Below are 17784 nucleotides of genomic sequence, written 5' to 3' on the forward strand. Positions count from 1 at the left end.
AGGCGATGATTTTGCGGACTTCCGCCATGGCTTCCGGGCCGATGCCGTCGCCGGGGAGGATGAAAAGTTTGCGGGCCATTGTCGGCACTCCTGTGGTTTCCAGTCTGTGTAAAGCGGCAGGGCCGCGTTGATGTTGATGCGGGCTAGGCTGCCTTCGCGCCTTCGATCTGCCCGATGCGCTCACGCAGCGTATTGGCGACAGCCTGCGAGGCCGAAGTCACGGCGATTTCGAGGCTGGCCTTGCCGCCCTCCACCTCGATCGCGAGTTTCGAGACGCTGACGCCGAGCCGGCGAACAATATCGAGCAGGCGGGAAACGATGTTTTCGAGATCACCGCTCTCGATGGTGTAGCGCATCGTGTCGCTCATCATGCGACCTTCGGCCATGGGCGCTGCTCCGGACGCATGATCTCGAAGGCGCGCGCGAGGCGAAGCACGCCGATATCGTCGAACTGCTGGCCGATGATCTGCAGGCCGATTGGCAGGCCGCCTGCGGTATAGCCGCAGTTGAGCGAGATTGCCGGCTGGCCGCCCATGTTGACGGCGACGGTGAAGGCGATGTGCTCGAACGGCTTCTGCGGGTCGTTGACCGGCGAGGCCCATTCGGCCGGATAGGAGGCCGTCGGCGCGGTCGGCGAGAGGATGAAGTCATAGCCGGAAAGTGCTGCATGCAGCGCGTTGCGCATCGCCTCGATCTGGGCGAAGCCGGTATAGACCTCACGGCCGTTAAAGTCCTCGGCGGTTTTGATCCAGTCGAAGATGTAGGGCAGGATCTGCGCCTGCTTTTCCGGCGAAAGGCGCGACACGTCTTCCCAGCCGCGTGCCCGCCAGAAGCGGTCGAGGCCGTCGATCATCTCGCGCGTCAGGAACGGGCCGATCGGTTCGATGGTCGCGCCGGCGTCGGCAAAGAGCTGGGCCGCCTTCTTGACCGCCTGCTCCGTTTCCTCCGTGACCGACTGGCCAAAGCCGGCGTCGAGCCAGAGGCCGATCTTCAGACCTTTCAGATCACGATCGAGATCGAGCCAGGGAATATCGGCATAGGGCAGGGACATCGTGTCCCGGGCGTCCGGCTGCGACAGCACCGACATGTAAAGCGCCGTGTCGGCGACCGTCCGGGTCATCGGGCCGGCGACGCGGCCGATGAACGGCGGGTTGATCGGAACGCGGCCGGCCGAAGGCTTCAGCCCGACGATGCCGCACCAGCCGGCCGGCAGGCGGACGGAGCCGCCGATATCCGTGCCGATGTGCAAAGGCCCATAACCGGCCGCGGCGGCCGCACCCGCGCCGGCGCTCGATCCGCCCGGATTGGCCGAGAGGTCCCACGGGTTGCGGGCGAGCTTGTGGAAGCTGGAAAGGCCGGAAGAGAGCATACCGTAGTCCGGCATGGTGGTCTTGGCGAGCAGAATGCCCCCCGCCTCACGCGTGCGGGCCGCCGGCGGCGCGTCGGCGGCAGCCGGCGTCAGCGACACGGCGGCGCAGCCGAGCGGCACGGCCGTGCCCTTGGTCGCGATGTTTTCCTTGATCGTTACCGGCACGCCGTCGATCGCCCCCAGTGGCTCGCCCTTTGCCCAGCGTTCCTCCGATGCCTTGGCGGCCTTGCGGGCTTCAGTCGGATCATAGGCCCAGAGCGCGTTCAGTTTCGGTTCGGAAGCGTCGATGCGGGCAATGACGGCTTCGGTGACCTCGACGGGGGAAAGCTTCTTCGAGCGGTAGGCGTCGACAAGATCGACGGCGGAGAGATCGGCGAGTTCGGACATGGGGCACTTCCTAGGCAAAATGGCAGCGGGCGGACCAGGCCGGCGTCACCGGCTTGGCCTCAGGCGTTCGGGTCAGACAGATCTCCTGCCTCACGGGACAGACGGCGGCATAGGCGCAGCCGGCTGCGGTTGTTGCGGTATGGACGGGCGTTTGCGGTGGCCCCTCGGAGCGCACGCGCTTGCGGCGCCCGGAAAACGGCTTGGGCACGGCAGCGACCAGCGCCTGGGTGTAAGGATGGCGCGGGCTGTCGAAGACCTCTGATGTCGGCCCTTCCTCGACGATACGGCCGAGATGCATGACCGCGACCCTATCGGTGATAGCGCGCACCACACCAAGATCGTGGCTGATGAAGAGGTAGGAAAGGCCGAGCTTTTCCTGCAGGTCCATCATCAGGTTCAGCACCTGCGCCTGGATCGAGACGTCGAGAGCAGACACCGGTTCATCGGCGACGATCAGCGCCGGCCTTGTGATCAACGCACGGGCGATGGCGATGCGCTGGCGCTGGCCGCCGGAGAACTCGTGCGGATATTTCTCGGCCGATGCCAAGGGTAGGCCGACCGCCTCCAGCACCTCGGCGATGCGGCGGTTGCGCTCTGTGGTCCCCGTGCCGCGCTCCAGCGAAACGATCGGCTCAGAGATGATCGTCCTGACCGTATGGCGCGGATCGAGCGAACCGTAGGGATCCTGGAAGATCGCCTGAAAGCCCTTGCGCGCCTCGCGCAGCCCGGCGCGATCGAGCGCATAGATATCCTTGCCGGCAATCGAGACCTGGCCCGACTGCGGTCGTTCCAGCCCCATCACGGCGCGGGCCAGGGTCGATTTGCCGGAGCCGCTTTCGCCGACGATGCCGAGGCTCTGGCCAGCGGCGAGTTCGACGCTGACGCCGTGCAGCACGCGCAGACGGCTCTGCTTCGAGAATATCGACGGGCGCGGCAGGTCGTATTCGCGCACCAGATCAGTGGTCTTGAGGATCACCTCGTTCACGATGCCACCATCCTTTCGCGCGGATGAAAGCAGGCGGCACGATGCTCGACATTTTCATCGGTATTGATCAGGTCCAACGCCGGGATCGCCAGGCGACAGTCCGGTTGGGCATAGGAGCAGCGGTCGGCAAAGGAGCAATGCAGTGGCCGTCCGAACGGGTCAGGCACGATGCCGGGAATGGCGTTCAGCCTTGGCCGCCCTTCGCCTGAATGTCGCGGGGCGAATGCTGCGCCATGCGGCGACGCGGCGAAAAGGCCGCGTGCATAGGGATGCGCCATGCGGGCAAAGACATCGTCGGTGCGCCCGGTTTCGATGATCCGCCCGGCATACATGACCGCGATCCGGTCGGTCATCTCCGAGACCACGCCGAGATCGTGGGTGATCAGCATCAGCGCCGTGCCGGTGTCTTCGATGAGTTCGTCGAGCAGGTCGAGGATCTGCGCCTGCACGGTCACGTCGAGCGCGGTCGTCGGCTCGTCGGCGATCAGCAGGTCCGGCTCGCAGGCGATCGCCATGGCAATCATCACGCGCTGGCGTTGACCGCCGGAGAGCTGGTGTGGATAGAGGTCCAGATCGAAGCGCGGCGCCGGTAGGCCGACGCGGTCGAGCAGCGCGCGCGCCTTCTTCTCGGCATCGGCTTTCGTTTCTCCGAGGTGCAGCCGCCGACCCTCGGCGATCTGCGCGCCGATCGACTTGACCGGATTGAGCGCGGTCATCGGCTCCTGGAAGATCATCGCCATGCGCCGGCCGCGATAGCCGCAATAGTCGGCTTCGCCCAAGCCCGCGAGATTGCGGCCGTCGAAGGAAAGTTCGCCCCGCACCCGCATGCGCTGCGGAAGCAGGCCCATGACGGCAAGGGCGGTCATTGACTTGCCGCTGCCGGATTCGCCGACGATGCCGAGGCGTTCGCCGCGATTGAGCTCGAGGTCGATGTCGCAGACGATATCAACCGTGTTCTTGCCGGCCGCGAGTTCGACCGACATGCCGGCCATCTGAAGCAAGGGTTTCGTCATCTTTGCCGCCTCACGCGCGGGTCGAGAATGTCGCGCAGGCCGTCGCCCAGCAGGTTGAGGCCGAGCACGGCGAAGGTGATCGCCAGTCCCGGGAAGATCGCGAGCCACGGCGCCTGATAGATGAAGGTCTGGGCGTCATTCAGCATCTTGCCCCAGCTCGGCATCGGCGGCTGGGTACCGAGGCCGACATAGGAAAGGCCGGCTTCGGCGACGATCGCCAAGGCGAACTGGATCGTCACCTGGACGAGCAGCACGTGGTTGATGTTGGGCAGGATGTGCAGAAACGTGATTGCGACGTCGCCGCGGCCGGCGCAGCGCGCGGCCTGCACATATTCGCGTTTCCACAGACCCATCGAGGCGCCGCGGGTGACGCGGGCAAAGACGGGGATGTTGAAGATGCCGATTGCGATCATCGCATTGGTCGCACCGGGGCCGAAGATCGCGGTGATGATGACGGCGGTCAAAAGTGCCGGAAAGGCGAAGGCAAGGTCGCTCATGCGCATGACGAGACCATCGACCCAGCCACCGCGGGCGGCCGCCCAGGCGCCGAGCGGCACGCCGATACCGGCGCCGACCAGCACCGCGACGATCGAGACGCTGATGGAGTTGCGGGCGCCGACCATGATCATCGACAGGATGTCGCGGCCGAAATTATCGGTGCCGAACCAATGGGCAAGGCTCGGCCCCTGCAGCTTGTCGCGGAAGTTCATCGCCGTCGGCGAATAGGGTGTCCAGACATAGGAGACGAGCGCCATCGCCACGAGGATGACGGTAACGGTGGCGCCGATCGTCAGGTTTCGGCTGCCGATGAGCTTGGAGAAGAGGCTGGGTTGCGCGGCGGCTGCGGGAGTGGACATCAGTGGCCTCCCCTCGACAGGCGCGGATCCAGATAGCCGTAGACCAGATCGACGAGGAAATTGATGGTGATGACCGAGGCCGCAAGCAGCGTCACGAGCGTCTGCACCGTCACCAGGTCGCGCTGGGCGATCGCCTGGAAGACGAGGCGGCCGATACCCGGTAGGTTGAAGACGTTTTCGATGATGATCGTGCCGGCAAGCAGGAAGGAAAACTGCAGGCCGATGATGGTGACGACCGGAATGAGGGCATTCGGCACCGCGTGCTTCCAGAGTGCTCCAGAACGGCTGAGCCCCTTGGCGCGGGCGGTGCGGATGAAATCTTCGCCGAGCGTTTCGATGACGGCCGAGCGGGTGACGCGGCCGAGAATGGCGGCAAGCGGCAGGCCAAGCGCGAGCGCCGGGAGAATGAGCGAATGGAGGCCGTTCCAGATGCCGCCTTCCCAGCCGGCAAAGCCGGAAGCCGGGAACCAGGCGAGCTTCAGGGCGAAGAGCAGGATGAAGAGCAGAGCAAGCCAGAAATTCGGGATGGCGACGCCGACCTGGGCGATGCCCATGACGACGGTGTCGCCGGCCTTGCCACGGTTGGCGGCGGCATAGACGCCGATGGCGATGGCGACCACGACCGAGATCGCCATCGAGAGCAGCGCCAACGGCAGCGTCACGAGGATGCGGGGCCCAAGCAGCTCGCGGATCGGCACGGAATAGGTGAGGCTCATGCCGAAATCACCGACGACGAAGCCGCCGATCCAGTGGAGGTAGCGGATCCAGATCGGTTGATCGAGGCCGAGCTGCCGGTGCAGCGCCGCGATCGCATCTGCGTCGGCATTCATGCCGAGCATCAGCACGGCCGGGTCGCCGGGCAGCACCTGCATCAGCAGAAAGACGATGACTGAGGCGACCAGTGTCGTCAGCAAGAGCGACACGAGGCGACCGCCAATGAAGGAAATCACATCAACCTCCCGGAATGAGCAAGCGTTGATCGGTGCCGGGTGCGGCGATCAACTGCAGATCTGCGTCCACTCCCTCAGCGAAGGAGCGGATGCCAGAGCGGGGTGCGGTTTTCCGGCCGCATCCCGCTCAATGAAAGTCGATCAGTTTTCCCAATAGGTCTGGGTCTGGTCGTCGGCCGGCACCGGCATGTTCTTCCAGAGGCCTTTCACCTTCTTGTTCCAGACGCCGATCTTCGGCAGCGCGTAGAGGAAGACGTTCGGTTCGTCCGCTGCCAGCTTGCGCTGGAGCTGGCCGATCAGGTCCATCTGCTCGGCCTCGGTCGAGGCAAGCGTGTAGGACTTGTAGAGCGCCTTGTATTCCGGGTTCTGGTAGTTGAAGTAATACTTGTCGCGGGCATAGATATCGAGGTCGCGGGCTTCGGCATGGGCGATGATCGTCGCGTCGAAGTTCGAGTTCTTGAAGACCTGGTCCAGCCATTGTGCGAACTCGATCGGAACGAGGTTCACCTTGATGCCGACTTCGCTGAGCATGGCCGCGATGATCTCGCCGCCACGGCGGGCATAGGCCGGCGGCGGCAGCATGATGGTGATTTCGAGGTTCTGAACGCCCGCTTCCTGCAGCAGTTGCTGCGCCTTGCCCGGGTCATACGGGTAGGTTTCGTTGAGATCGACATAACCGGGCTCGACCGGAGAATAGTGCGAGCCGATCGTCGTGCCGAAGCCGGAGTAAGTGCCTTCGACCAGCGCCTTGCGGTCGATCGCATGGGCGAGCGCCTGGCGGACGCGCACGTCGTCGAAGGGCTTCTTCGCATTGTTGAGCGCGAGCACCACCTTGCCCGAGGTGCTGCCGACCTCGACCTGCAGGTTCGGGTCGCTCTGGAACTGGCTGACCAGTTCTGCGGCCTGGAACATCGGAAAGGCATCGACATTGCCGGCGAGAACGGCGGCGGCGGCAGCCGACGGGTCGCTGATGAACTTGAACGTCACTTCGCTGAGCTTGGCCGGTTCGCCCCAATAGTCGGCGTTCTTTTCAAGCACCACCTTGTCGCCCTTCGCCCATTCCTTGAACCTGAACGGACCGGTGCCGACGGGCTTGGTCTTGTTGTCTGCGGCCGACGACGGCGCGATCATCACCGCGTCGCCCCAGGCCATGTTGAACAGGAAGTTGGAGGCCGGGCGCTTCAGCGTCACCACCGCGGTCGCAGGATCCGGGCATTCGGTCTTTTCGATCGGTTCGAACAGGCCCTTCTGGGCGTTGGTGGAATCGGCCGAGACGGCGCGCTCATAGGAGAATTTGACCACCGAGCAGTCGAAAGCCGTGCCGTCGTGGAACTTGACGCCCTGGCGAAGCTTGAAGCTGTAGGTCTTCTGGTCGTCGGAGACCGTCCAGCTTTCGGCGAGCAGCGGCTTCACCGTGCCGTCTTCGACCACGCGGACGAGACCTTCGAAGAGGTTGCCGTAGGTGATGTAGCGGATCGGTGCTGCGGCACCCGCGGTCGGGTCGAGGCCCGGCGGCTCGAGCACCTGGCCGACGGTGATCGTATCCTTGGCCATTGCCGGCGTCAGCGACGCGGCGATGAAGCACGAGGCAAGCGCCAGTTTCGTCAAGTTCATCATGGTTCCCCCGCTTTGCGGTTTCGTTGTTTATGGTCCCAGAAATCGGATCGAAGCAATCAGATCGAGCGTCCGCCGTCGACATCGAGCGCCACGCCGGTGATCATCGACGCCTGTGGCGAGGCGACGAAGAAGGCGGCCTCGGCGAGATCCTCGGGCTTCAACAGGCGTCCGAGTGGAATGGAATCGCGGAACTTCTTGCGAATTTCCTCGGTATCCTCGCCCATGAACGTCGAAAGCAGCGGCGTTTCGCCGGCAACCGGATTGAGCGCGACGACGCGGATGTTGAAGGGCGCGAGTTCGATCGCCAGCGCCTTGGTGGCCGAGACGACCCAGCCCTTGGTCGCGTTGTACCAGGCAAGGTTCGGACGCGGCCGGTTGGCGCCGGTCGAAGCGATGTTGACGATGACGCCGGACTTGTTTTCCTTCATGTGCGGCAGCAGCGCCCGCGTCATCAGATAGACGCCGCGCACATTGACGCCGAGGATGCGGTCGAACTCGTCCGGTTCGACCAGTTCGGCGTTTTGCGGCTTGTGGCCAATGCCGGCATTGTTGATCAGGATATCGACGCGGCCGAACTGTTTGAGGCCTGCGGCAACGGCAGCCGCGACATCCGTCTCCTTGGCGATATCGGCAACCACGGGAAACGCGTTCTTGCCGAGTTCCTTGGCGACGCGCTCGGCGCCTGCTGCATCGCGGTCGACGACGATGACCTTGGCGCCGCCTTCGACGAACCGCTTCGCAATGCCCTCGCCGAAGCCGGAGCCTGCGCCGGTGATGAGAGCGACCTTACCTTCTAGTGACACGTGTAGTTCCTCCCGAGGAGACTTGGATCATGGGTTAGAGCGGGATGCGGGCGGAAAACCGCACACACTTTTCCTCATCCCGCTCTAGCCGTGGTAGACAGAGATGGTTTTCATGCTGGCAAAGCCGTAGAGGGCCTCGAAACCCTTCTCGCGGCCATGGCCGGATTTCTTGACGCCGCCAAAGGGCAGCTCGACGCCGCCGCCGGCGCCGTAATTGTTGATGAAGACCTGGCCGGCATGGACGGCGCGCGCCATGCGCAGCTGTCGGCCGCCGTCATTGGTCCAGACGCCGCAGACGAGGCCATAGTCGGTGCCGTTGGCAAGCCGGATCGCCTCCTCTTCACCGTCGAACGGCATGATCACCTGCACCGGGCCGAAGATCTCTTCCTGCACCGTGCGGTGTTCATGCGGCACGTCGCGCAAAAGGGTGGGGGCGACATAGGCGCCCTCGGTGGGCGCGTCGGCGACGATCTCGCCCTGCGCCGCGACCTTCAGGCCATCCTTGGCCGCGTCTGCGAGGAAGCCCTCGACGATCGCCTTCTGCCGCTGCGAGACGACCGGGCCGACCGAGAGATCGCTACCGGCCGGACCGACCTTCAGCGCGCGGTATCGCTCGCTCATCCGCGCCACCACCTCTTCGTAGACGGCGCGTTCGACCAGGATGCGCGATGAGGCCGAGCAGGTCTGGCCGGCATTCTGGATGCCGGCATTGACGAGGAAGGGGACCGCGCGGTCGAGATCCGCATCGGCAAAGACGATCTGTGCGGACTTGCCGCCGAGTTCCAGCGTCACCGGCACGGCGTTCTTTGCCGCTGCCGTCTGCACCATTTCGCCGGTGCGGACCGAACCGGTGAACGAGATGTGGTTGACGTCGGGATGTTCGGAAAGGGCCGCCCCTGCCTCCGAGCCGAAGCCGGTGACGATGTTGAGGGCACCCGACGGCAGGCCTTCTTCTTCGGCGATGCGGGCGAATTCGAGGATCGTCAGGCAAGCCTCTTCGGCCGGCTTGACGACGGCCGCGTTGCCCATGGCAAGGGCCGCACCGAGGCTGCGGCCGAGGATCTGCATCGGGTAGTTCCAGGGGATGATGTGGCCCGTGACGCCATGCGGCTCGTAGACGGTCAGCACGGTGAAGCCGTTCTGATAGGGGATGGTGTCGCCATGCACCTTGTCGGCGGCGCCGCCGTAGAATTCTAGGTAGCGGGCGAGCGCCACGACGTCGGCGCGCGCCTGCGTCAGCGGCTTGCCGACATCGCGCGCCTCGAGCTCCGTCAGAAGGTCGATGTTGCGCAGCACGCCCGCCGAAATCCGGGTCAGCACCCGACCGCGCTCGGTCGGCGTCAGGCGTCCCCATTCACCTGCGAGTGCTGCTCGTGCCGAGCGCACGGCGAGATCGATATCGTCCCGGGTGCCCTTAGCGATGCGCGCGAATTCCTGGCCGTTGGATGGGTCCCGCACGGCAATGAACTCGCCGTTCGTTGCGTCCTGCCACTTGTTCGCGATGAAATTGCCGTAGCTCTTCACAGTCATGCCTCTTTGTCAGTCCCGCGCTCTTCAAGCAGCGCCTTCAATCTCATGGCCGTCGCGTTGATGTGGGCGCGCGCCAGCTTCTCGGCTTCATCAAGGTTCCGTGCGGCGATCGCCTCAACGATCAGCCCGTGTTCGGCGACGGCCGTGCTCGCCCGCTCGCTGGACAGCGAAAAGGCCGGCGCAAACACCTGCGAGGTCATGCGCAGCAGCGGTCCGAGTGGCGCCAGCGACGCATTGCGCGAGGCGGCAACGATCGCCTCGTGAAAGACGACATTGGATTGGGTGTAAGCACCCGGATCCCAGTTTTCGACGATCTTGCGCTGGCGCTCGACCTGTTTCGCCAGGTCCTTGATTTCGGCGGTGGTTGCGCGTTCCGCGGCGTTGCGGGCAGCCACCCCGTCCATCGCCTCACGCACCGCATAGGCGTCCAGCAGTTTCGGCAGGTCAGCGGTTGCGACCCTGACACCGCTGCCCGGCTTGTTGACGACCAGCCCGTCGCGCTCCAGCACGCGCAGGGCCTCGCGCAGCGGCGTGCGGCTGATGCCGAACTCGGCAGCGATCTTCTCCTGGCGGAGCGTCGCGCCGGGCGCATAGACACCAGCATAGATGCGTTCGCGAAGTGCCTGTGCCACTTCGTCGAGAAGGCGCGATTGGCTTCGCCATTCGAAGGATTGGTTCATGGATCCCTCCCAAGATCGATGCAAATTGTATCCAGGATACAGACGGTGTCAATCGGGGAGTGAGCGGCTAAACGCGATAGCGGACCGAAACAGGGATAGCGCTACGTCTCCCGGCCTTTTTGTCCGGGCGACGCGTTTGCGCTGGACCATCTGCCAGGCGATCAACATTCCCTTGGCTGAACGCGAAGCCCCGCCGAACTTGAGACGCTCGCTGATGAACAGTTCGAGCCCGTTTCAGGGCTTAATGTCGAGCTCGGGATAGCGGCGAAAGATACCGTCCTCGTTGAAGGCCAGCCGCCGCGGCGAAGCGAGATAGGCGGCGAGTCTCGGCCTCGATTTCACCGAGGCGTGCAGCTTCATGAGGTTCGGGTAACGTCCCTCGTAGTGCCGCATTGCCTTGGCGAAGGCGTAGCGCAATCCTTCGATCACCTGGAACAGCGAGAGGTCGACATAGGTCAGGCCATTGCCGACGGCGTGGCCGGTGCCATCAGGGTTTTGCGCGAGAACGCGCTCGAAATAGCCGAGAAACTTGGGGATGCGGTTGGTGACGAATTCGGCTGCGCGAGCCTTGGCCTCTTGCTTCTGGTCTTCGTAATATTTCGAGGTCGCGATCGGATGGTGGGTGTCATGCACTTCGGCGACGAAATCGGTGATGGTGAGCTGCAGGCCGTTGGCGAACCAGCGAAGCGCCTCATCGTCAGGCGCGAGGCGGAGTCTGGGGCCGAGGTAGAAGAGAATGTTCGCCACGTGCGAGACGACCTGGGCGCCATCCCTCAGGAACGGCGGCGCGAAGGGGATGTGCGCTTCGGTGGCGCTCTCCATCAGCCTCATCATCTCACCGGTGCCGCGGCCCGGTTCGCGCGTGACGTCGACATAGTCGGCCCCGGCAGCTTCGAGCGCGAGGCGCACGAACTCTCCGCGGCCCTGAATGCCGTCCCAATAGTACAACTCATAGGTCATGGAAGCCTCGATCCGGTTCGATATCCGATGGATATAGGCTCGCGAAGGCTCACGGCGAGGGCCGGATCGCCGTTGCGCGCCGCACTCTGTCGGGCGGGACCGGACCCATGCTATGCATCTGGGATCAAGCAGGGGATGCCAGGGTGAGCAAGCCGAACTATCGCGACATCGCCGCGCTCGCCGGTGTGGGAACGGCCACGGTCGAGCGGGTGCTCAACGGGCGCGGCGGCGTTCGTCCGGACCTGGTCGAGAAGGTGGTGGTTGCCGCGCGCACGCTGAATTATCCGCGCACGCTGCCCGATACGCATCGTGGGCTGCTGCGCATCGACGTGCTGATGGTCCGCCCCGAAACGACCTTCTATCGCCGGCTTTCCAAGGCGTTCGAAAGGATCGCCGAGACGCTCGATCCGCTTGTCGTCGTGCAGCGCAGCTTCACCGAGGAGATGAAACCGGACGAGATTGCGCGGCGAATCCTTTCGACCGAGGTGCCGCGTGCCGGCCTGATCCTCGCCGTGCCCAACAGCCCACTGATCAGCGCGGCGGTCGAAGCCGTCGTCGCGCGCGGCGTGCCGGTCATCCACGTCGTGACGCGGGCCTCCGAGAAGCAGGGCGAATTCGTCGGCATCGACAACCATGCGGCCGGACGAACGGCAGCCCTCTTCATCGCCCGCATGGCGCAAAGGCCCGGTCCGGTCGTCGCGCTCTGCCATCCGATCTATCAGGTCCACCGCGATCGTCTCAGCGGCTTTTCGGCCTATTTCCATCAACACCCGGGCGAGCGCCGGTTCGAATGGCTGGGCTTCACCCGCGACGAGGAGCACTACAGCGCCGAAGCGTTGCGGTCCGCGCTGGATATGTACCCGGATATGGCCGGGCTCTATAACGCCGGCGGCGCCAACGCCGCCCTGATCGATGTGCTTCGCCGGCATCCGCGCGGCAAGGAGATCTTCTTCGTCGGCCACGAACTGACCGACTATACGCGCAAGGCGCTCGCCGACGGCATCATCGACGTCGTGCTTGACCAGGCACCCGAGGCGCAGGCCCGCCGCTCGCTTGACCTGATGCTGCGCCGGATCGGGCTTTCCGAGATGGAGCCGGACACGGCTCCCATTCGCTTCATCACCATCACGGCCGAGAGCCTTTGATCTGATTTGATCAAACAAGGTTTCGCGGTTCAGAGCGCCTCCTGCTAGATTTTTGTCAAGAAGGAGAACGCGGATCCGACGGACCCGAAGCAACCTCCTTCAAAGGATTTGGGCGGAACGCACGCGGTCCGCCGGGAGGAGAGCGCCATGGACGACTTAAAATACGGGACGCGCAACAAGCGCGGCGACTGGGCACCGAACCAGCCGATCGAGACGGCACCGCTGTTTGCTTTTCCGCCCAGGCTGCTGGCGCTCGTAAAGTGGCTGCCGCACTATTTCTTTCCGTGGAATGCGATCTTCGCGGCTTCCGCCGTGGCCTATTGGGCCTGGGTGATCCCACCGGTCGAGACGATGCAGACGCTCGGTATTGGCTGGATCGCCTGGCTTTACGTGGTGAACGCGGTCTGCGTCTTCCTGTTCTACGGCGCCTTCGAACTGCATCTCTATGTGCTGAAGCGGCAGGAAAACCGCTTCAAGTACAATGGCAAGTTCCCGGCCGAGCAGAAGAGCAAGGCCTTCTGGTTCGAAAGCCAGAACCTTGACAATATCCTGCGCACGTTCCTTTCGGGCGTGACCATCTGGACCGCCGTCGAGGTCGGTATGCTCTTCGCCTATGCCAATGGCTATGCGCCGTGGCTGACTTTCGCGGAAAATCCGTGGACACTCGCTCTGGTCGCGCTCGTCGTGCCTGTTATCCACGAGTTCCACTTCTTCTGCATCCACCGGCTCATCCACACGCCGCTCCTCTACAAGTGGGTGCACTCGGTCCACCATAATTCGGTGAACCCGTCGCCGTGGTCGTCACTGTCGATGCATCCGGTCGAACACCTGCTCTACTTCGGAACCGCCTTCTATCACCTGATCCTGCCGTCCAACCCGATCCTGATGCTCTACCAGCTTCACTATGCGGGCTTCGGCGCCATTCCCGGCCACGTCGGCTTCGACAAGGTCGAGCTCGGTGAAGAGACCCTCGTCGATAGCCACGCCTATGCGCATTACCTGCACCACAAGTATTTCGAGGTGAATTACGGCGACGCCCTGATCCCGCTCGATCGCTGGTTCGGCACCTGGCACGACGGTTCGGCCGATGGCGAGGCCCGAATGCAGGAACGTTACCGCAAACGCAAAGAGAAACTCGCAGCCCGCAAGGCACGCAACACCATCGGGGAGGCAGCACAATGAGCGATCTATCGATCTGGGTACCAGCCTGCAAACTGGAGGACATCGAACAGGAAGGCGCGATCCGCTTCGACCATGCCGGTCGCACCTACGCCGTCTACCGCGGCCCGGACGACAGCGTCTATTGCACCGCCGGCCTCTGCACCCACGAGGCGATCCATCTCGCCGACGGCCTCGTCATGGACTACGAGGTCGAATGTCCCAAGCATTCCGGCGCCTTCGACTACCGCACCGGTGAAGCCATCAGGCTTCCGGCCTGCGAAAACCTGAAGACCTATCCCGCCGAAATCGTCGACGGCGAGGTTCGCGTGGCGCTCGGCTAGGGCCGCCCAAGCAAGCATTGATCAGGCCCATCGGGCCTCCGGAATGCGATCGGGTGATCCGGCACCCTCGGGAGGAAATCATGAAATCCATGTACCTGGCGGCAGCGCTTGCCGCCTTGATGGGAAGTGCTGCCTCGGCGGAGACGATCGGCGTCTCGATGCAGAGCTTCGACAACAACTTCCAGACCCTGCTGCGCGAAGGCATCAACGCGAGGGCATCGGAGACAGGCGGTGTCAGTGTCCAGATCGAGGACGCTCAGACCGACATCTCCAAGCAGCTCAACCAGGTCAACAACTTCATCGCGTCTGGTGTCGATGCGATCATCACGACGCTCGCTGATACCTCGGCGGCTCCGGGCATCAGCGAGGCGGCTGAGAAGGCCGGCATCCCGCTCGTCTATCTCAACCTCCAGCCCGATAATGTCGCCAGCCTGCCGCAAAAGCAGGCCTATGTCGGCAGTCGCGAAACCGACTCCGGCAAGCTGGGCGCCGAAGCCGCCTGTTCGCTGCTGAAGGAAAAGGGCAAGGCCAGTGATGCGCAGGTCTATATCCTGATGGGCGACCTCGCCCACCAGGCCTCGCGTGACCGGACCACGTCGTTCAAGGAGACGCTGGCTGCCGGCGACTGCAAGGGTGCTGTCATTGCCGACGAGCAATCGGCCGCCTGGACGCGCACCAACGCGATGGACCTCACCACCAACTGGATCACTGCCGGTCGCCCGATCGATGTGGTCTTCGCCAACAACGACGAAATGGCGATCGGCGCCATCCAGGCGCTGAAAGCCGCAGGTGTGTCGATGGATGACGTGATCGTCGTCGGCATCGACGCGACCCAGGATGGTCTCGCCGCCATGGCGGCCGGCGATCTTGATGCGACGGTGTTCCAGAACGCCAAGGGCCAGTCGGCAAGCGCGCTCGATGCCGCCGTTGCGTTGGCACGCGGCAAGCCGGTCGAACGGGAAGTGATGGTTCCCTTCGAGCTCGTCACGCCCAAGAACATGGCCGACTACACCACCCGCAACTGATCCGCCTGCTGCATGTTTCCTTTAATCGGAGCCGATCAAGGGACAAAAACATGCAGGAATTCAAAGTTCTACAGCGACCTCTATGCGTCTGATAGGACGCGCGGCGCTGTGGGCCGGCGCATTTCTCCTGCCTGCGCCGGCCACCTTTTTTCTACGCGGGACGAGGAAAAGTGCGTGCGGTTTCCGCCCGCATCCACTCCAATTTTGATCAATGGAGCACGTCATGGACGGCATGGTCATCATCGGCGCCGGGGAGTCTGGCACGCGCGCGGCCTTTGCGCTCAGGGAATCGGGCTTTGCCGGCAGCGTCACGCTGGTCGGCACCGAACCGCATCTACCCTATGAGCGGCCGCCGCTGTCGAAGCCGCTCAATGGCGCGGTACAGATGAAGCCGATCTGCGGCGCTGAGGCACTGGAGGCCGCCGGCATCGATTACCGCCAGGGTGTTTCTGCATCTCGACTGGACGCCGATGACCGCTCCGTTACCTTGAGCGATGGCCGGACGCTCACCTATGACAAGCTGCTGCTCGCCACCGGCGCCCGGCCGAGACGGCTCACTTGCCCAGGAGCCGAGCGCGCGCTCGATTTCCGCACCTACCCGGACGCGGCGGCGATCTTCGCCCGTGCCGAAGCGGGCAGGCACGTTGCGATCATCGGCGGTGGGCTCATCGGCATGGAACTCGCGGCGGTGCTGCGCGGCAAGGGCACCGCTGTCAGCGTCGTCGAAATGGCGCCGAAGCCGCTCGGCCGCGCCGTTCCGCCGCGCTTTGCTGCGAGGCTCCACGCCCGGCATCTGGACGAAGGCGTCGCCTTCCATCTCGGACAGGGCATCGCCGAAATCACCGAAGATGCGGTTGTTCTTGCCGATGGCGCCGCGGTGCCGGCTGATATCGTCGTTGCCGCAATCGGCGTTCAGCCGGATACAGCACTCGCCGAGGCGGCAGGGCTTGCCGTTGGTAACGGCATCCTGACGGATGGCTATCTGCGCACCAGCGACCCGAACATCTTTGCATCAGGTGATTGCGCCGCCGTGGCCCAGCCGAGGGGCGGACATGTGCGCTTCGAAAGCTGGCGCAATGCGCGCAACCAGGCGGAGGTAGCGGCTCGCAACATGGCCGGCGACAAGAATGCCTTCGCCGCCATCCCCTGGTTCTGGACCGATCAATATGACCTCGGCCTGCAGGTGGCAGGCCTGCCGCATCCGGACCATCAAAGCGTGACGCGCCAGCTCGACGGCGGCGAACTCGAATTCTACCTGGATGGCGGGCGTCTCGTCGCGGCTGCAGGCCTTGGTCTCGGCAACGGTCTCGCCAAGGATATCAAGCTCGCGGAAATGCTGATTGCCGCCGGTATCAGCCCGGACCCGGAAGCGCTCGCCGATGCCAGCGTGAACCTCAAGGCGCTGCTGAAAAGCGCGCGGGCGGCCTGATGCAGACACTGCTTGTCTTTCAGTCGCTCTGGGCGATGGAGCGCCGGCATGCCGACGGCATCGAGCGCAGTCTTGAAGAGAACATCGCAATGATCGTCGAGGCGGGGTTCGATGGCATCAGCGCGCACTATACCAATCGGCGCGATGTCGAGCATCTCAATGCCGTGATCCGCGGCGCCGGGCTTAAGATCGAGGGCGTCTGTTTTCCTCGGAGCGTCGAGGATCTGCGCCTGACACTGGAATTGGCCTCGGAGTTCCCGGTAAGCCACATCGACCTGCAAGCCGACATTCGTCCGCGCCGGGTCGAGGATTGCCTGCCGCTTCTCGACGGGTGGACGCGGCTTGCCGAGGAGACGGGCGTTCCCGTCTATATCGAAACCCATCGTCACCGCATCACCAGCGATCTCCTTTTCACGCTCGACCTGCTCGACCGGCGGCCCGAGCTGCCGCTCTTGGCCGATCTCTCGCACTATCTCGTCGGTCGGGAGTTCGCTTTCCCGGTCGAAGACGAGAGCCACGCCCAGATCCGGCGCGTTCTTAACAACGCCAAGGCATTCCACGGGCGCATCGGCTCGTGCCAGCAGATTCAGATCGAGCTTTCCTTTCCACACCATCGACCCTGGGTCGATCTCTTCCGCGAGTGGTGGGGCTACGGCTTCCGGAACTGGCGCTCCCGTGCCGCTGAAGATGCCGAGCTGGTCATGACCTGCGAGCTTGGCCCAAGGCCCTATGCCATCACCGACAGGGACGGCAACGACTCGACCGACCGATGGGCCGAGGCGCTCTTGCTACGCGAGATGGTCCGCGAGATCTGGGCCGAGAGTTCAGTCTCGCCGAGAGAAGCACGAGATTTGAGGACGCCTGAGCCCGTCATTTAACGAAGGACGGCCGGAATGGCAGATTGTGCTCGAGGCCGAGCCACGGCGGGTTTTCCGCATACATCTCCACGATCAGCGCTTTGATCAGCTCGATGTAGCGCGAATTGTCGCCGATCCGGTGGTTGAGGATAACGGGCGAGGTCGCCCGCTCACCCTCGATCATGCGATAGTGCAGGTCGGAGCGGACCTGACGCGCCGAGGAGGGGACAATGCAAAGTCCGGCATCCGAGGCGACGAGGCCAAGCGCACTCTGGATTTCGCGCACCTCATGCACCTCGGCGGGGCGCACATCCTCAGCGTGAAGCAGGCTCAGCACGTGGTCGGCATAGCTCGGGCGCGGTTCCTTCGGGTAGACGATCAGCTTTTGCCCGGCAATCGCGCTTAACGGCAGGGGAGACGTATCCTCGGCAAACGGCGTGCCCTGCGGTATCGCCAAGGCAAGGCGCTCTTCCCGCATGAGGATGCCGGCGACGTTGGGATCGTTGTGATGCAGCCGGCCGAAACCGACATCGATCCGGCCCTCCTTCAGCGCCGCGATCTGCTGCACCGACACCATCTCCAGCAAGCGGATGTCGAGTTCTGGCGCGTTCTGCCTGAGCTTGCGCACCAGCGTCGGCAGCCCGCCATAAAGGGTTGAGGCCACGAAGCCGATCG

18 protein-coding genes are annotated in these 17784 nt (G+C 64.0%); 6 read left to right on the forward strand and 12 right to left on the reverse strand.

Translation table 11 applies throughout. The features are described from left to right. Positions 1-143: 143 nt before the first annotated feature. The 11 genes from I8N66_RS28685 to I8N66_RS28735 all read right to left on the reverse strand — a co-directional run bounded on the left by I8N66_RS28685 (position 144) and on the right by I8N66_RS28735 (position 11151). Positions 144-386, reverse strand: coding sequence for a hypothetical protein (locus I8N66_RS28685; RefSeq protein ID WP_113540770.1), 243 nt, complete (start codon positions 384-386; stop codon positions 144-146). Beyond that, positions 368-1756 (reverse strand): amidase, encoded by a 1389-nt coding sequence (locus tag I8N66_RS28690; protein ID WP_291161248.1) that lies wholly within the window; start codon positions 1754-1756, stop codon positions 368-370. The genes I8N66_RS28685 and I8N66_RS28690 overlap by 19 nt, the downstream gene beginning before the upstream one ends. Positions 1757-1766: 10 nt before the next feature. Continuing rightward, positions 1767-2741 carry an oligopeptide/dipeptide ABC transporter ATP-binding protein gene (locus I8N66_RS28695; RefSeq protein ID WP_291161251.1) on the reverse strand — a complete coding sequence of 325 codons (975 nt, stop codon included), beginning with the start codon at positions 2739-2741 and terminating at the stop codon, positions 1767-1769. Then, positions 2738-3754, reverse strand: coding sequence for an ABC transporter ATP-binding protein (locus tag I8N66_RS28700; protein WP_291161254.1), 1017 nt, complete (start codon positions 3752-3754; stop codon positions 2738-2740). Before I8N66_RS28700 ends, I8N66_RS28695 begins: the two co-directional genes overlap by 4 nt. Continuing rightward, complete coding sequence (locus I8N66_RS28705; RefSeq protein WP_291161257.1) at positions 3751-4611, reverse strand: ABC transporter permease; 861 nt, start codon at positions 4609-4611, stop codon at positions 3751-3753. The genes I8N66_RS28700 and I8N66_RS28705 overlap by 4 nt, the downstream gene beginning before the upstream one ends. After that, on the reverse strand, positions 4611-5561 hold the full coding sequence (locus I8N66_RS28710) for an ABC transporter permease (RefSeq protein WP_113540775.1): 951 nt from the start codon (positions 5559-5561) through the stop codon (positions 4611-4613). The genes I8N66_RS28705 and I8N66_RS28710 overlap by 1 nt, the downstream gene beginning before the upstream one ends. Before the next feature lie 141 nt (positions 5562-5702). Beyond that, the gene (locus I8N66_RS28715; protein ID WP_291161261.1) at positions 5703-7178 is read right to left on the reverse strand and encodes an ABC transporter substrate-binding protein; all 1476 of its coding nucleotides are present in this window, start codon (positions 7176-7178) and stop codon (positions 5703-5705) included. Positions 7179-7234: 56 nt separating this feature from the next. Continuing rightward, entirely contained in the window at positions 7235-7981 is a 747-nt protein-coding gene (locus I8N66_RS28720; RefSeq protein ID WP_291161263.1) for a glucose 1-dehydrogenase, read from the reverse strand. Positions 7982-8065: 84 nt separating this feature from the next. Beyond that, complete coding sequence (locus I8N66_RS28725) at positions 8066-9511, reverse strand: aldehyde dehydrogenase family protein (protein WP_291161266.1); 1446 nt, start codon at positions 9509-9511, stop codon at positions 8066-8068. After that, positions 9508-10191 carry a GntR family transcriptional regulator gene (locus I8N66_RS28730; protein WP_291161269.1) on the reverse strand — a complete coding sequence of 228 codons (684 nt, stop codon included), beginning with the start codon at positions 10189-10191 and terminating at the stop codon, positions 9508-9510. Before I8N66_RS28730 ends, I8N66_RS28725 begins: the two co-directional genes overlap by 4 nt. 234 nt (positions 10192-10425) lie before the next feature. Beyond that, entirely contained in the window at positions 10426-11151 is a 726-nt protein-coding gene (locus I8N66_RS28735; RefSeq protein WP_291161272.1) for a glutathione S-transferase, read from the reverse strand. A 143-nt stretch (positions 11152-11294) separates the two neighbouring features. Between I8N66_RS28735 and I8N66_RS28740 the strand changes: the two genes are divergently transcribed. The 6 genes from I8N66_RS28740 (at position 11295) to I8N66_RS28765 (ending at position 17130) form a co-directional block, all read left to right on the forward strand. Further along, positions 11295-12296 (forward strand): LacI family DNA-binding transcriptional regulator, encoded by a 1002-nt coding sequence (locus I8N66_RS28740; RefSeq protein WP_291161275.1) that lies wholly within the window; start codon positions 11295-11297, stop codon positions 12294-12296. A 147-nt stretch (positions 12297-12443) separates the two neighbouring features. Beyond that, on the forward strand, positions 12444-13478 hold the full coding sequence (locus I8N66_RS28745) for a sterol desaturase family protein (protein ID WP_291161278.1): 1035 nt from the start codon (positions 12444-12446) through the stop codon (positions 13476-13478). Then, positions 13475-13798, forward strand: coding sequence for a MocE family 2Fe-2S type ferredoxin (locus I8N66_RS28750; protein ID WP_291161281.1), 324 nt, complete (start codon positions 13475-13477; stop codon positions 13796-13798). Before I8N66_RS28745 ends, I8N66_RS28750 begins: the two co-directional genes overlap by 4 nt. Before the next feature lie 80 nt (positions 13799-13878). Then, positions 13879-14823 (forward strand): substrate-binding domain-containing protein, encoded by a 945-nt coding sequence (locus tag I8N66_RS28755; protein WP_291161284.1) that lies wholly within the window; start codon positions 13879-13881, stop codon positions 14821-14823. A gap of 223 nt (positions 14824-15046) precedes the next feature. Then, complete coding sequence (locus I8N66_RS28760; RefSeq protein WP_291161287.1) at positions 15047-16252, forward strand: FAD-dependent oxidoreductase; 1206 nt, start codon at positions 15047-15049, stop codon at positions 16250-16252. Beyond that, positions 16252-17130 carry a sugar phosphate isomerase/epimerase gene (locus tag I8N66_RS28765; RefSeq protein WP_291161290.1) on the forward strand — a complete coding sequence of 293 codons (879 nt, stop codon included), beginning with the start codon at positions 16252-16254 and terminating at the stop codon, positions 17128-17130. Before I8N66_RS28760 ends, I8N66_RS28765 begins: the two co-directional genes overlap by 1 nt. Here I8N66_RS28765 and I8N66_RS28770 read toward each other — a convergent pair. Then, the coding region (locus I8N66_RS28770) for a LysR substrate-binding domain-containing protein (protein WP_291161293.1) at positions 17123-17784 on the reverse strand (662 nt) is incomplete at its 5' end. The two genes, I8N66_RS28765 and I8N66_RS28770, sit on opposite strands and share 8 nt — an antisense overlap.

The organism is Ensifer sp. SSB1 (assembly GCF_016652895.1).
In the GTDB taxonomy this organism is placed as follows: Bacteria; Pseudomonadota; Alphaproteobacteria; order Rhizobiales; family Rhizobiaceae; genus Ensifer.